Below are 14433 nucleotides of genomic sequence, written 5' to 3'. Positions count from 1 at the left end.
CCCGAAACGATCGCGGCGCCGATCTGGACATCAAGCACCCAGATCCTGACGGGCCGGTGAAAGCCGCACGGCCCGTGCGCAGCGCGCTGCGCCGGAGGACTACGACACGTGACTGACTCGAACGGACGACCAGAAGGTTCCCACGATCTGGCACCCGGTTCGAGCTTCGAAGTACCCGTTGTCGAAGTGGCCGTGCCTGCGCCCCTGGGTCGCCGGGCGCTCCGCGAACTTCGCGAACGTGAACTCTCCCAGGCAGCGGATATCCGGTCCGATTCCCCGGTCGGCGCAGCCACGCCCACGCGCCGGGCTCGTCGCGACATCCGGGGCCTCGAGCATCTGTTGCTCGCCCCCGCAGCTCCCGTGCCATCCGCCGCCCGCGCGCCGGACGAAGTCCCCGCTGCGACCGCTGCCCCCGCACCGGCCGCTGCCCTCGAACCGGCCGCTGCCGTCGCGCCGGTAGCAGCTGACGAACCGATCGCGGCAGACGAGCCGGCTCAGGCCGCGCTCCACTTCGACACCGAAGACCTGCCCGAGGCCCACGCCACCTCGGTGCACACGATGACGTTCAGTCGCGACGACGAGACGCGCGCACCGGCCAGGGTCTCCGCCCCGCGGGGTGCCCGGTCATCCGTCTCATCGGGCGAAGATCCTCGCCGCCGGATCGTGCCGCGCCTCCGCCGGACCGGTGGTTCATCCCGCCCCGACGCGCGGAAGCGCACCATCGCCAGCACCGTCGTGATGGTCGCGACGGCCGGCCTCGTTGCGACCATCGCCCTTCCCGCGTACGCCTACGACACCAACAACCTGATGAGCCCGAACCTGCAGGCCTCCAGCCAGCTCGGCATCCAGAGCCTGACGGTGGCGGGTGTCGACGGCCAGTCCTCGGCGCGCGACGACTACAGCACCACCGGCAACATCGCCGCCATGGATTCGACGATGGGAACCACGGTCTCGCCCACCGTGCAGGCCCTCGCAGCCGAGCTGATGGCGGATGTCGCCTCCGGTAAGCTCGTCGGCTCGGTGCCCGACCACATCGTCGAGATCCGTAACCTGGCCAACGGCGTCGCGGTGCCCGGCTGCGGTGTCGACTACCGGGTGCTCCAGACGATCAAGGTCGCCGTCGACAACTTCGACAAGGTCGGCGTCAGCGACATCAACCGGCACTGCACCGGCCAGATCGAGGGCGCCGGAACGGCCTCGTCGCACTACAAGGACGGCGGCGGGCACGCGGTCGACTTCTACATCCTGAACGGCCACGGCCTCACGGGCGCCGACTCGGACTCCCTCAAGCTGATCGGCCTGCTCGACCCGCTGGTGCCGAAGGGCAGCGGTCTCGGCCAGTCGGAGTGCCGCCCCTCCATCTCGGTGTCGAACTTCGCGCCGTTCCCCGACACCTGCACGCACATGCATGTCGACTTCGGTGCCGCCCAGGGCGTCGCGCTCAAGTCCTAGCTCGCGCGATCGGAGTCGCCGGACTCAGTGCAGCGTGCCCGGCACCGGTTGCGGGCAGGTCCGATTGATCGACTGCCATTCCTCCTCCGTCATCGTCTGGCTCTGCTCGGCCACGCCTGAGGACGCCATCGCCGACCACGGTGCGGCGTCCCAGCCGTCGAGGAACACCTGGAGGCTCGGAGCGTCCGCGACCGCGTAACCCTGCGACTGGAGGCAGTCGTTCTCCCGCAGTTCGGCGTCGTAGAGCAGTCGCTTCTGGCGGTCGTCGACGGGGAACCGGGCGGTGACCTCGGAGTTGCAGGCCCAGGTGTCGGCGAGGTAGCGGTCGTACTGCTCGGCCGGGATCGTGTCGCTCGACGCGTCGATCCCGCCGTCGTCGCTGAGCGTCACCTCCCAGCCGTGCGCGGTGATGCACCGGTAGAGCGCATCCGCGACGGGGGACTGGCTGAGCGCGGCTTCGGTCGTGGTCTCCGGATGCCCGGGGTCGCCGCTGCACGCACTGAGCGCCCCGACGGCGATTATCGCCAGCAGGGGGAGGGCCAGCAGGGTGGAGGGTCGGACCACGGGCATCCGGGGCACCTTTCGTGAGCTTTCGGCGAGTCGTTTGTGGCCCCAAAGCATGAGGCTTATAGTGAGGATCACTCATCGACAACGATCCCACCGAAACCCCCTCGCGTCAACGAGGAGGGGTGGGAGAAGGAAGCCAGAAATGAAATCACTCCCCGCAACCGCCGCCGCCCTCGTTGTGGCCGCAGGCCTCGTCTTCGCCAACGCCACCGGCGCGTCGGCCACAACCATCGACTTCGGGTCGCAGGTCTGCGGCTGGGGCGGTCCATCGGCCGCTTCCACGGCCTACATCAACGCGACGAGTGTGCACCAGCACCAGGCGAACGCGGTCAGCTGGACCAGTCGCACGTTCGGTTCCGGCTTCCACCGGTTCTCGAGCGGCAACGGCGTCGTCAGCATGCAGATCTCCTACCCCTCCGGCACAGAGACCGGTCGCGCGTTCTCGTGTGCGAACGGATCGTTCTGACCGGCCCAGACCGTTTCACCGAGACGAGCTTGAAACGAGAGGAGTGAAGATGACGAATGGCGGGGGCTCGGTCACCGGTCCCTTCGAGACACTGGCCGATGCGCGTTCCGCGCGGGCCTTCGGGCGGGTGCGGGGAACCGACACCCTCCTGCTGGCGTGCGCCGAGGCGGGGGTCGCGCTCGGGCGCTTCGACACTCGGGTGCTCGACGAGCTGGCGGTGCTCGACGGTGATTCCGTCTGGGTGCTGGCCTCGATCATCCGGCGCGCGGGCGGGCCGCACGCGTGAGGGTGCACGCCCGCCGCGGGTTCCGGATGCCCGGCCTCGCGGTGCCGGGAGCCGCGGCCCTCGTGGTCGGCCTGGCCCTGGCCGGCTGGGCGGCGACGGTGCTGCTGTCGCCGCCCGGCCAGGCTGCCGAGCCCGGCGGGTTCAGCACGGCGACGGTCGTCGAGGGGGAGGTCGGTGCGGAACTCTCCCTCAACGCCGCCGCGGAGTGGCAGTCGGCGCCGGTCGGCCGGAACGAGGCCAGCGGTGTGGTCACGAGCGTCGACCTCGAACCGGGCAGCGAGGAGCAGCAGGGGAGCCACCTCTACACGGTGAACGGCCGCGCGGTCGTGGTGGCGCGCGGAGATGTTCCCGCCTACCGCCCGCTCGCCGAGGGCGACGCCGGCGACGATGTGTTACAGCTGCAGCAGCTGCTCAGCGACACCGGCTTCTTCGCCGGGCCGGTCGACGGCGTGCTCGGGCCGGATGCCCGTGCCGCCCTCGGGCGCTGGCAGCAGTCCCTCGGCGAAACCAGTTCGGGCGAGGTGGGGTTCGGGGAGGTGATCTTCGTCCCCTCCCTGCCCGCCCGGCTCACGCTCGACGGCGCGGTGACCCGTGGGGCACGCCTCGCCGGCGGCGAACAGGTCGTTCTCGGCCTCGGGGTTTCGCCCGTGTTCACGGTGCCGGTCGGAGCGGGCCAGGCCGCCGGCATCACGACGGGCGCCCGCGTCGAACTCACCTCGCCGTCAGGCCAGCGCTGGCAGGCCGTGGTTGCGGGCCGGAGCGCAGCTCCGACCGGCAGTACGGTGGTCCTCAGTCTCGCCGCGGCGCCCTCCGGCGCGGCGCTGCCCTCTGCCGGCGCCGTACCGGCCACCCCGCTGCCACCCGCCCCTGGCGGCGGCGGGGCGGGGCCGATCTGCGGAACAGTGTGCGCCGAGATCCCGCTCACCGGACAGACCCTGCTTGCCGCGCGCATCGTCACCGTCGAGCGTGTGCACGGGGCCGTCGTGCCCTCGATCGCCCTGCAGTCGGATGCCCAGCAGTCCCTGGCGCTCGTCGACAGTGCCGGAGTGCGGCACCCGGTCACCGTGCTGGCAGCGGCGCGAGGACTCTCCGTCGTGCAGGGAGTCGATCCCGGGCTGGTCGTGCGTGTTCCCGCCACTACCACCAGCGTGGGCGAGGCCGGCCCGTGATGCCCCCGCGCCTCGAAGCGCGCGACCTCCGTTTCGGCTTCCGGCCCGGCGAGCTGCTGTTCGACGGCTGGAACACCGCGATCGCCGCTGGGGAGCTCGTCGCGCTCACCGGGCCGTCGGGGCGCGGCAAGTCCACCCTGCTGCACCTCCTCGGCCTCATGGTGCGGCCCGCGGGCGGTGCCGTGCTCGTCGACGGCCAGCCGACCGGCTCGGCATCCGACGCGGAGCGGGCGCGCCTTCGGGCAGACCTCCTGGGGTTCGTGTTCCAGGATGCCCTGCTCGACCCCGGCCGCACGGTGCTCGACAATGTGCTCGAGACCGCGCTCTACCGCTCCGAGCCCCGCCGGGCATCCATCGGCCGCGCGCGCGAGTTGCTGGCCCGTTTCGGGGTCGAACGGCGTGCCGATGCCCGGCCCGGCCAGCTCTCCGGCGGGCAGGCGCAGCGCATCGCCCTCTGCCGTGCGCTGATGAACCGTCCGGGCATCCTGCTTGCCGACGAACCGACGGGAAACCTCGACGCGGCCTCCGCCGCCGTCGTGCTGGACGCGTTCCGGGAGGTGACCGAAGCGGGCGCGGCGGTGCTCGTCGCCACGCACGATCCGTGGCTCGTGGCCCACTGCGACAGGGTCGTGGAGCTCTGATGGCCACATCCGAAGCGCCGCGCGAGACGCTCCGCAGAGGGGCGGCGCTTCTGCGGGAGGCCGCGGTCTGTGTGCTCAGCCAGCGACTCGCCTCCCTGCTGACGGTCGTTGTCATCGCTGCCGTCTGTGTCGCCGTGCTGGCGACGGCGGGGCGTGCAGAGGGCAGCGCCAACGACGTGCTGTCGAGCCTCGACGACTCCGGAACGCGGTCGATCGTCGTGCGGGCTGAGCCCGGCTCGGGACTCGACACGAGTGTGCTCGACCGCCTGCGGATGCTCGGGGGCATCGAGTGGGCGGGTGCCTTCGGCGCGGCCGACGACGTGACGAACGCCGCGCTCGAGGGCGGCCGAGCGGTGTCGCGCCGTGCGTTCTACGGCGGCGACGCCGCATCCGGGGCCCGCGTTTCGGAGCGTGCGGCCGACCAGCTCGGCCTCTCCGACGGGGTGGGCGAGGTGGTGTCGAGAGCATCCGGTGAGGAAGTCGACATCACAGGGTTCGTCGAGCTCTCACCCGACCTCCGGTTTCTCGAACCGGTCGTGCTGGTACCCGCGCCGACGCCGCAGGCCAGCCCGGTCGCGGTGCTGGTGGTGCGTGCCCAGTCCGCGCCGCTCGTCGCCGCGGTCGCCACCGCCGTCACCTCCGTTCTCGGAGTCGACGACCCCACGACCGTGACCGTGCAGACCAGTGAACGGCTCGCCGCCGTGCGCCAGCAGGTCGAGAACCACCTCGGCGACTTCGGGCGCGGCCTGGTGCTCTCCACCTTCGCCGGCTCCTCCGCGCTGGTCGGTGCGATCCTGTTCGCCCTCGTGATGATGCGCCGGCGGGACTTCGGCCGCCGACGTGCGCTCGGGGCGTCCCGTTCGCTCCTCGTGCTGCTGCTCCTCAGCCAGGTCGGTTTGACCGCCGCCCTGGCCTCGGCGCTCGGAACGGTGCTCGCCCTCTCGGCGCTCGCCCTGCTGCGGCAGCCGCTGCCCACGCCCGCCTTCACGGTAGCCGTCGCGATCCTCGCCACCACGACCGCACTCGTGGCCGCCGTGCTGCCGGCGCTGTTCGCGTCGACGCGGGATCCGCTGCGCGAGCTCCGCGTGCCCTGACCACCCCGTCGGGACGAACCCGACTGAGCCCGCCCGCTGCACCCCTGCCGGGCCGTTCGGCCACCCGCGCCGCGAGGCAACCGGCGCCGCCGCCAGCCGCCACCCGGTCCCCGGCCCGATCCCGTCTTATAGGCTCGGAACATGTCGACCACCTTCGCCGAGCCGCGCCTTCCGGCGCAGTTCGCCCCGACGACGCTCGAGCGCGCGGAGTGGTCGGCGCTCGAGCAGGCGCACCAGCTGCGGGCCGACGCCCTCACCGCCGGCTGGCGAGCGCGCCGCCAGACCGGCGAGGCGCACCCCGTCGACGACTTCCTCTTCACCTACTACCCCTACCGCCCGAGCCTGCTGCGTCGCTGGCATCCCGGCGCGGGTGTCGTGCTCGACGGCACCGCCGGGCTCGATCGGCACGAGTGGCGGTGGTACGTGCCGGTCGACGCGGCCGTCGGTGCGCGGAGGGCCGATGCCGACGCCGATGCCGACGCTGGCGCGAGCGCGGTGGATGCCCGGGGGTTCCTCGACGCGAAGACCTCGACGGTCACGTTCATCCGGAACCTGCTGGAACGCACCGCCTCGCGTGCGGCACGGTTCAGCTGCTTCGGCCTGCACGAGTGGGCGATGGTCTACCGCGTCGCGGAGGGCGAGGTGCGGCACGAGGCGCTTCCGTTACGGCTGACGGCCGCCGAGACTGACGCCGTGGTCGAACAGAATCGCATCACGTGTTCGCACTTCGACGCGTTCCGGTTCTTCACCCCGGAGGCGCGGCCGACGAACGAGCTGCAGCTCACCCGCGAATCCCAGCCGGAGCACGAGCAGCCCGGCTGCCTGCACGCCGGCATGGACGTCTACAAGTGGGCGATCAAGCTCGGCCCGCTGGTGCCCGGGGAGGTGCTGCTCGACTGTTTCGAGCTGGCCCGCGACATCCGGCAGCTCGACATGCAGGCGTCACCGTACGATGTGACGGCCTACGGTCTCGAACCTGTGCGCATCGAGTCCGCGGAGGGCAAGAAGACGTACGCGGCCGCCCAGCGCCGTTTCACCGAGCGCTCAAACGCACTGCGCCTGGCTGTCGTGGAAGCCATCGACACGGCCCGCCGGATCTGACGTCTCAGCGCCCGCGGAGGCGGTCGACCTCGCGCCGCTCGCGTTTCGTGGGGCGACCCGCACCGCGGTCGCGGGTCGCGACCAACGCGACGGTCTCGCGGGGCGGCGGTGGGGGAGTCCGGTCCACGAAGCACTCTGCCGCGACCACGGCGCCCACGCGTTTCACCACCAGGCGGGACACCACCACGATGCGGTCGAAACCGCCGCTCCGGATGCGGATCTCGTCGCCGACCCGCAGCGACTGGGCGGCCTTCACCTTCTCACCGTTGATGCGCACGTGCCCTGCCCGGCAGGCCGTCGTGGCTGCCGAGCGGGTCTTGAACAGCCGCACGGCCCACGCCCAGCTGTCCACCCGCGCGGTGACCAGCTCAGCCATCGGCCGGCGTCAGGATGCCCGTCGGTGCTGCCGGTCGCCCGGGGCCCCGAATTCGGTGTCGTCGTCGGAGAACAGGCTGCCGAGCTTGTCCACGTCGTCGATCTCGGGCGTCTCGTCGCGAACGATGGTGTGCTCGATGACCGCCGTGTGCCCGATGGCCGCGTCGTCGTGCGGGTGGGGTTCCTGACCGGCTTCGCGTTCGGCGGCTTCCTCGAAGGGAATGTCGACCTCGTCGCGCAGCTGCGCCTCGAACTCTGCGTCTGCCTCCTCCGCCTCGGCGAGGGAGGAGTCATCCGTGTCGTCGCCCGTCGACCCGGCGACCGTTGCCGCGCCTCCTGCCGCAGCGAGGCCCGAACCGTCAGCTTCCTCGTCGTCTGTGCCGTACAGCGAGTTGAGCACCAGCACGGCCGCATCGTTCGCGCCGATCGCGTAGTCGCCCGTCTCGGCTTCGTCGACCAGCTGCGCCGTGGCGACCTCCTCGATCTCGTCGAGGGTCGCCCGGGCGATCTCGAGTTCGCTCGCCAGGCCGAGCTGGGTCTCCTCGATGAAGCCGATGAGCCGCACATCCGGATCGTTGTCGTCCGTCCAGTCACCGACGTCGGCGGTGCTGGCGAGGGCCGCGACAGTCTGGTACAGACGGTTGCGCCACTCGGACCCCTCGGCGATCGCGCGGTCGCGCTGCGCCGTGAGGCTGCCCGCCTCGAGCCGCGCCACCTTCAGCTGCTGGGCCGTCGTCTCCGCGCTGGCGGCCGCGGAGGCGAGCTGGGCGTTGAGAGCCGCGAGGGCCGCAGCGTGTGCTGCTTCGAGTGCCGTGAGGGCGACATGGTGCTCGGCGCGCACCTCGTCGCCGGCCTGCGTGTTGGCGACTCCGAGAGCCTCGACGGACTGCGTGTGCTCGGCGCGAAGCGCCTCGATCTGCTGTTCGTGCTCCGCACGCTGCGCGGCCGTGTCGCCGGCCAGCTGCGCTTCGAGACGAGCGACCTCCGCGTCGCGCTCCGCGGTCAGGGCGGCCACGGCCGCGTCCCGGTCGGCGACGAGCTCGGCGAGAGCACGGTCGCGGTCGTCGGTGAGGGCGGAGATGCTGGCCTCGTGACCGGCGAGGGTCGTCGCCAGTTCGGCGGCGTGGCTCGAGTGGAGCCCGGAGACCTCGGCTTCGAGCTGCTCGCCGAGCTCGACGATGCGGGCATCCGCTGCTTCGAGCCGGCCCGTGGTCTCGGTGAGACGCTCCTGCAGGTCGGCCGCGCGCTCACGCACATCGGCGAGGTGCCGCTCGGATTCCTCGTAGTGCACCTGCAGTTCGACCCGCGCCCTGTCGCGTTCCTTGCGGTCGTCGATGACGACCCCGAGATGCGACCGGATGATCTCGAGTGGGTCACTGTCGTCGTTCAGCTGCTCGACACTGGCAAAGGCAGGAGGAACGAAGGCCGGCTTCGCTGTGGGGTCGATGAAGACGTGCGTGAAGAGTTCGTCGGTGACGGGCCGGTAACGCTCCTGGAACTCCGGAGTGCCGAACTTCACGGCCCAGTCGATGAAGTGGATGGCTGTACGGTCACGCCTCGTAAGCACGTAACCCGTCTCAGCCGCAGGCACCGTGGCAGGTGCCTCGTCGGCGGGGTTCTGGGTCTCGTCAGTCATGCGTTCCAGACTACAGAAATCTCACCTCCCTCACCCTCAGGCTCTGGACAGTGAGTTCTCAGGTTGTCCGAGAGCCACGCATAGCTTCCTCATAGCGTCCGGGCGTTTTCTGGTTCTTGCCCACGAGGGGCACCGAGAGGAAGACATGCAAACGCCCGAGAGCCAGCCGCAGCCCGAGTTCCACGAGGCAGTACCTGCTGCCGCCGGAACGGCAACCCGTGAGAGGCGCATCTGGCGTCCCCGCAACTTTCTGATTCTGGGCGCGTCCGCCGCAGCCCTGGCGGTCGCGTGCACCAGCGTCGGCCTCACCCTCGGTGTCGGCGTACCCCTCGCCCTGAACGCGGCGGCAGCCGCCTCCGGCACCAGCTCGTCGTCGAGCCTGCTCGACACCCGCGGTTCGGGATCGGGCAGCGGAACATCCACTCTTCCGAACGGCGGCTACGGCAGCTTCGGCAGCGGGAGCGGCTCGAGCGGCTCCAGCGGGTCGGGAAGCACCGGATCGGGCAGCTCCGGATCGGGAACGTCCGGCAGCGGCACGGGCACCGCGACGCAGTCGGCCACCACCGCCACCGCCGACCAGGCCGTCGGCGTCGTTCTGATCAACACCGTGCTGAAGTACGAGGGCGCGGAGGCGGCCGGTACCGGCATCATCCTCACCTCCGACGGCGAGATCCTGACCAACAACCACGTCGTGGAGGGCTCGACCAGCATCTCGGTCACCATCGCCTCCACGGGCAAGACGTACACCGCGACCGTCGTCGGCACCGACGCCACCCACGATGTCGCCGTGCTGAAGCTCGAGGGGGCATCCGGTCTCACCCCGGCCTCGCTCGACACGTCCGAAGACCTCGCGGTCGGCGACGCCATCACGGGCGTCGGCAACGCGGGCGGAACCGGCACACTGTCGGCCGCGGCCGGCACCGTGACCGGACTCGACCAGTCGGTGACCACGCAGGCCGAGGGATCCGCTGCGGGCGAGACGCTCGACGGAATGATCCAGGTCGAGGCGGACATCCAGTCCGGCGACTCGGGCGGCCCCCTCTACGACGCCGACGGCGAGGTCGTCGGCATCGACACTGCGGCGTCGAGCGGCAGCAGCGTCGTGACCGGCTTCGCGATCCCGATCACGGATGCTCTCTCCATCGCCAAGCAGATCGACTCCGGTGCCGCCACCTCGACGATCACCATCGGCCTGCCCGCCTTCCTCGGAATCGAGGTCGCGAGCTCCTCGACCGGCAGCAGCACCTACCCCGGATCGGGTACAGCAGGCGGAACCGGCACGGGCACCAGCACGGTCGCGGGTGCGACGGTCGCCGGCGTCATCGACGGCACCCCGGCCGCCACAGCCGGCCTCGCCGCGGGTGACGTCATCACCGCCGTCGACGGCACCAGCGTCGCGAGCGGAAGCGCGCTGACCAGCACGCTGAAGACCTACAAGGTCGGCGACACCGTGACCCTGACCTACACTGACGCCTCCGGCGCCAGCCAGACGGCGACCGCGACCCTGATCGCGGGCCCCGCCGCCTGACCCCCCCACCCCCAGCGGTGCGCCGAATCGATTCGAGAGGACGCCAACTGCTCGAAAGCCCCCATTTTCGAGCAGTTGGCGTCCTTTCGTTCGTGTGGGGGCGCCGCGCGGGGCGGGGGGCGGGTCATGCCACGTGCGGCAGTTGCCAGCCGAACGTCACCGCGATCATCCGGAGCCCGAAGCAGAGCGCGAAACCGATCGCCAGCGCCACCACCCCCGGCACGCGCAACCGTGTCGCGACCAGCACCCCGAGAGCGCCGAGCGCCGCGGCCGTCGCGTAGATGTCCCCGGCGAGCACGGCCGGCACACGGTTCAGCAGCACATCGCGCACGACCCCGCCACCCACACCGGTCAGGGTGCCGAGGATGACCACCACCACCCCATTCGACCGGTGCTCGATCGCCTTCTGGGCCCCGGTCACCGCGAAGAGGGCGAGCCCTGCGGCGTCGAAGAGAACGAACGCCTCGGCCGGGAAGGTGTCGAACACGCGGGATCCGGCGAACACCAGGGCGCCGCCGGCCAGCGCCACGACGATGCGCGAGGGCGAGCGGAACGCGGCCGGCGGTACGTCGCCGATCAGCAGGTCGCGGAGGATGCCGCCGACGAGCGCGGTGCAGAACCCGACCACCAGGATGCCCAGCAGATCGAGTCCGGCGAGCACACCCGCGCGGGCGCCCTCGATGGCGAAGAGGGCGGTGGCCGCGTGGTCCGCGACCGAGTACAGCCGGGCGACGGCGCGTCTCACGGTGTCGAGCCCCCGCCGCCCGTGCCCGGCACGCCTCCGCTTGGCGTGCCCACGGCGCCGACGCCGCCCGTGCCGCTGCCCCCGCCGCCGCGGCCGTCCGCGGCGCCCGCGCCCCCGCCGGCCGACACCGTCAGGTGGTCCGCGACGCGAGGCCGGTGTTGATCGAGTCGGTCAATGCGGCATCCACCGCCCGCGGTGCGCCGTCGACCGAGCGGATCGGCGCGGCATTCCGCACGCTCGACACCAGCCACGCCGCGTCGGCTCGCCGCAGGTCCGCGGGCGTCAGCGCCTCGTACGCCGTCTTGTAGCCGTTGTGCGCCGCGATCTCGAACACGCTCTCCTGCGTCGTACCGGGCAGCAGTCCGAAGTTCGGGTTCGGCGTCACCAGCCTGCCGTCGAGCTTCAGGATGACCGTGGAGGTCGGCCCCTCGAGCAGCAGCCCGTCGCTCGAGACGAAGAGCACATCGTCGGCCCCCCGGCGCTGGGCCTCGCGGAGGGCCGCCCTGTTGACGGCGTACGACAGCGTCTTGGCGCCCTGCAGCAACCACGGCGACGTCTCGGCGACCGTGCTCGGGTACCCGCGGTCGAGCAGCACCACGTCGATCCCCTCGGTGCGTTCGCGGGTGAAGTCGGCGCTCGGCTGCATCCAGACCCAGCCGGTCGGCTGCCCGGAACCCTCGACGCCCCGCGAGTACAGCAGTTTCACGAACGCCTCCGGCACCTCGGAGTGCAGGTCGACGGCCGCGAAGACGCTCGTTCGCCAGGCGGTGAGGTCGGGGGCGGGGAGGTCGAGCATGGCGGCGGATCGCGCGAGACGGTCGAGGTGGGCATCCAGAGCCTGCGGGATGCCGTTGACCACCGTGATCGTCTCGAAGACGCCGTCGCCCCGGGTGATACCGAGGTCGAGCGCCTCGGCGACCGGCGCGTGCGGGTCGGCCACGTCGTAGACCGGTGGAACGTGCCCTTCGCCGCCCGGCGAGCGGAGCACCAGCAGAACGGGAGTCGTGCGGTCGGTCATCAGCGTGCTCCTTCGCCGTTGTCGCTGTGGTCGCCGCTCGTCACGAAGTCGATCAGCTGCTCCACCCGGCCGAGCAGCTCGGGTTCGAGGTCGGTGTACGTGCGCACCCGGCCGAGGATGCGCTGCCACGCCGCCGCGATGTCGGCCTGGTCGTCATGCGGCCAGCCGAGCGAGGCGCAGATGCCGTGCTTCCACTCGATGCTCCGCGGGATGCTCGGCCAGGCCTCGATGCCGAGGCGCCCCGGTTTCACGGCCTGCCAGATGTCGATGTACGGATGCCCGACGATGAGCACCGCGTTCTCACCCTGCGCGCGCATCACCGCGTCGGCGATCCGGGTCTCCTTCGAGCCCGTCACGAGGTGGTCGACGAGCACGCCGACCCGCCTGGCGGAGGTGGGCCGGAACTGCTTCAGCACCGCGTCGAGGTGGTCCACGCCCTCCAGGTATTCGACGACGACGCCCTCGCCGCGGAGGTCGTCGCCCCAGACCTTCTCCACGAGTTCGGCGTCGTGCCGGCCCTCGACGAAGATGCGGCTGGCGCGGGCGACCCTGGCCCGGGCATCCGGAGCCTTCACCGAACCGGATGCGGTGCGGAGGGCCCCCGCCGGGCGCGCGGCGGACGGCGCGACGAGGATGACCGGGGCGCCCTCGAACAGGAAGCCGCCGCCGAGCGGGAACATGCGGCGTCGCCCCCGGCGGTCTTCGAGTTCGACCATCTTTCCCTCGGTGCGCACGACGGAGCCGCAGAAGTCGCTCGCCACATCTTCGACCACGAGGTCGAAGGCGGCCTCCTTCGTGGGCGGCTTCTCCCGCACGGGCCGGCGGGAGAAGTCTGCGAGAACGTCTGAGCTGTAGCGGTCGAAGGTCACCCGCACGACGTTAGTCGACCCGCACGCGCGTGGCGGGGTGCCGCACCGTGTGCCGCGGGCCGTGCCGGGCAGGGTCGTGACGGCGGCTGCGGATTCGCCGCATTCCCCACCACGAGTTGTGCACACCCAGCATTCTCACGAGAGGCTATCGGCTACGCTGGAGGCTGAGTAAGGAGGCCATCGACCATGCCAGACGACAGCGATTCAGAGCTCACTCGATCGAACCGCATTGTGCGTACGCCCGGCACGACCGACGGGGATTCCGTGCCACCCGCTTTCACCGGCGAACCGGGCACCAGTGCCATCGGAACCGTGGGCAACGACAACACGATGAACCTCACCGGGGAGTTCGCCGCACAGATGGCGGCCCTCGAAGGCGGGGTCACCCCCGAGGAGCTCGACGCGATCGCCGCCCTGCCCTCCGGATCCGCCCTCCTGATCGTTCGGCGCGGGCCGAGCGCCGGAGCCCGGTTCCTTCTCGACAAGCTGACGACGGTCGCCGGCCGTCACCCCGACGCCGATGTCTTCCTCGACGACGTCACCGTCTCCCGCCGGCACGCCGAATTCTCCCGCTCGGGCACGACGTTCACCGTCCGTGACCTGCACTCCCTGAACGGAACGTACTTCGACGGGGTGCGGGTCGACGACGCTCTGCTCGCCGACGGCTCGGAGATCCAGGTCGGCAAGTTCAGGCTCACCTTCTACCCCTCACGTCGTGACGTGGCGGCGAACGCAGAAGCGTAGTGGGCGCCTCGCCCGCGCGGTCCCTTCCGGGGGACGGATCGCCGGCACGGCTCCTCAGCATCGGCCAGGTGCTGTCGCAGCTGAGCCCTGAGTTCAGCGACATCAGTCCGTCGAAGCTGCGGTTCCTCGAGGAGCGCGGGCTCGTCTCGCCGGCCCGCACCCAGTCGGGGTACCGCAAGTTCTCGAACGCCGACGTGGAACGCCTTCGCCTCGTGCTGGCGATGCAACGCGACTGCTACCTGCCGCTGAACGTCATCAAGCAGTACCTGCACGACGTCGACGCAGGACTCAATCCGCCGATGCCGGGCGGCACCAGTGCGACGGTGCCGTCGCGCGGCGGCCCGTCCATGCTCGGGGGTGCCCGCCGGTTCAGCCGGGACGACCTGCTGAACGAGACGCACGCCACACCCCAGCTGCTGAACGACGCCATCAGTGCATCCCTGGTGACCGCCAGCGAGACCTACGGCGATGACGCGGTCGGTGTGCTGAAGGCGATGGTCGAGCTGCAGAAGGTCGGCATCGAGCCCCGGCACCTCCGTGGCTTCCGGGCCGCGGCCGACCGCGAGGTCGGATTGATCGAGAGCGCCCTGCTGCCGATCGCGCGCCGCAACACTGTGTCGAGCCGTGCGCAGATCGCCGAGCGTGCCAGCGAGATCTCCGGCCAGCTCGAAATCGTGCGCACCAGCCTGATCAGGGCGGCGCTCGGCAAGCTCGCCCCGTAGGGTGGGGGGTGGAGGTTCGC

16 protein-coding genes are annotated in these 14433 nt (G+C 71.1%); 10 read left to right on the top strand and 6 right to left on the bottom strand.

Annotated elements, in window-relative coordinates; all coding sequences use genetic code 11:
- The first annotated feature begins 108 nt into the window (after positions 1–108).
- A complete protein-coding gene (locus FB464_RS06910) occupies positions 109–1452 on the top strand; it encodes a hypothetical protein (RefSeq protein ID WP_116414516.1) in 1344 nt (447 codons plus the stop codon).
- Positions 1453–1476: 24 nt separating this feature from the next.
- Here FB464_RS06910 and FB464_RS06905 read toward each other — a convergent pair whose 3' ends face one another.
- Positions 1477–2022 (bottom strand): hypothetical protein, encoded by a 546-nt coding sequence (locus FB464_RS06905; RefSeq protein WP_116414517.1) that lies wholly within the window; start codon positions 2020–2022, stop codon positions 1477–1479.
- 139 nt (positions 2023–2161) lie between these two features.
- Between FB464_RS06905 and FB464_RS06900 the strand changes: the two genes are divergently transcribed.
- From FB464_RS06900 to FB464_RS06875, 6 genes are all read left to right on the top strand, one after another.
- Positions 2162–2485: a hypothetical protein gene (locus FB464_RS06900; protein ID WP_116414518.1), complete on the top strand. Its 324-nt coding sequence runs from the start codon at positions 2162–2164 to the stop codon at positions 2483–2485.
- 49 nt (positions 2486–2534) lie between these two features.
- Positions 2535–2771, top strand: coding sequence for a hypothetical protein (locus FB464_RS06895; protein WP_142206630.1), 237 nt, complete (start codon positions 2535–2537; stop codon positions 2769–2771).
- Positions 2772–2797: 26 nt separating this feature from the next.
- Entirely contained in the window at positions 2798–3940 is a 1143-nt protein-coding gene (locus FB464_RS06890) for a peptidoglycan-binding domain-containing protein (RefSeq protein WP_116414520.1), read from the top strand.
- A complete protein-coding gene (locus FB464_RS06885; protein ID WP_116414521.1) occupies positions 3940–4581 on the top strand; it encodes an ABC transporter ATP-binding protein in 642 nt (213 codons plus the stop codon). Before FB464_RS06890 ends, FB464_RS06885 begins: the two co-directional genes overlap by 1 nt.
- Positions 4581–5675 (top strand): FtsX-like permease family protein, encoded by a 1095-nt coding sequence (locus FB464_RS06880; protein ID WP_116414522.1) that lies wholly within the window; start codon positions 4581–4583, stop codon positions 5673–5675. The genes FB464_RS06885 and FB464_RS06880 overlap by 1 nt, the downstream gene beginning before the upstream one ends.
- A gap of 141 nt (positions 5676–5816) precedes the next feature.
- Entirely contained in the window at positions 5817–6776 is a 960-nt protein-coding gene (locus FB464_RS06875; RefSeq protein WP_116414523.1) for a 3-methyladenine DNA glycosylase, read from the top strand.
- Positions 6777–6780: 4 nt separating this feature from the next.
- On the opposite strand, the gene FB464_RS06870 is transcribed toward FB464_RS06875, so the two are convergent.
- Positions 6781–7152, bottom strand: a complete 372-nt coding sequence (locus FB464_RS06870; RefSeq protein ID WP_116414524.1) for an RNA-binding S4 domain-containing protein — start codon at positions 7150–7152, stop codon at positions 6781–6783.
- 9 nt (positions 7153–7161) lie between these two features.
- Positions 7162–8787 carry a coiled-coil domain-containing protein gene (locus tag FB464_RS06865; protein WP_116414525.1) on the bottom strand — a complete coding sequence of 542 codons (1626 nt, stop codon included), beginning with the start codon at positions 8785–8787 and terminating at the stop codon, positions 7162–7164.
- Positions 8788–8932: 145 nt separating this feature from the next.
- On the opposite strand from FB464_RS06865, the gene FB464_RS06860 reads away from it, so the two are divergent.
- Positions 8933–10315, top strand: coding sequence for a S1C family serine protease (locus FB464_RS06860; protein ID WP_116414526.1), 1383 nt, complete (start codon positions 8933–8935; stop codon positions 10313–10315).
- 124 nt (positions 10316–10439) lie between these two features.
- On the opposite strand, the gene FB464_RS06855 is transcribed toward FB464_RS06860, so the two are convergent.
- The 3 genes from FB464_RS06855 to FB464_RS06845 form a co-directional block, all read right to left on the bottom strand.
- Entirely contained in the window at positions 10440–11060 is a 621-nt protein-coding gene (locus tag FB464_RS06855; protein WP_116414527.1) for a trimeric intracellular cation channel family protein, read from the bottom strand.
- Positions 11061–11190: 130 nt separating this feature from the next.
- Positions 11191–12078, bottom strand: coding sequence for an aminodeoxychorismate lyase (locus FB464_RS06850; RefSeq protein WP_116414528.1), 888 nt, complete (start codon positions 12076–12078; stop codon positions 11191–11193).
- Entirely contained in the window at positions 12078–12947 is an 870-nt protein-coding gene (locus FB464_RS06845; protein WP_116416543.1) for a DUF3097 domain-containing protein, read from the bottom strand. Before FB464_RS06845 ends, FB464_RS06850 begins: the two co-directional genes overlap by 1 nt.
- Before the next feature lie 330 nt (positions 12948–13277).
- Here FB464_RS06845 and FB464_RS06840 point away from each other — a divergent pair, with 330 nt between their 5' ends.
- Positions 13278–13691, top strand: coding sequence for an FHA domain-containing protein (locus tag FB464_RS06840; RefSeq protein WP_246093170.1), 414 nt, complete (start codon positions 13278–13280; stop codon positions 13689–13691).
- Positions 13691–14413, top strand: coding sequence for a transcriptional regulator FtsR (gene ftsR, locus FB464_RS06835; RefSeq protein WP_116414529.1), 723 nt, complete (start codon positions 13691–13693; stop codon positions 14411–14413). The genes FB464_RS06840 and ftsR overlap by 1 nt, the downstream gene beginning before the upstream one ends.
- Positions 14414–14433: the final 20 nt, after the last annotated feature.

This window comes from Subtercola boreus, assembly GCF_006716115.1.
In the GTDB taxonomy this organism is placed as follows: Bacteria; Actinomycetota; Actinomycetes; order Actinomycetales; family Microbacteriaceae; genus Subtercola; species Subtercola boreus.
Note: the sequence above shows the minus strand (reverse complement) of the source record. Positions and strands in the feature narration are given on the sequence as shown.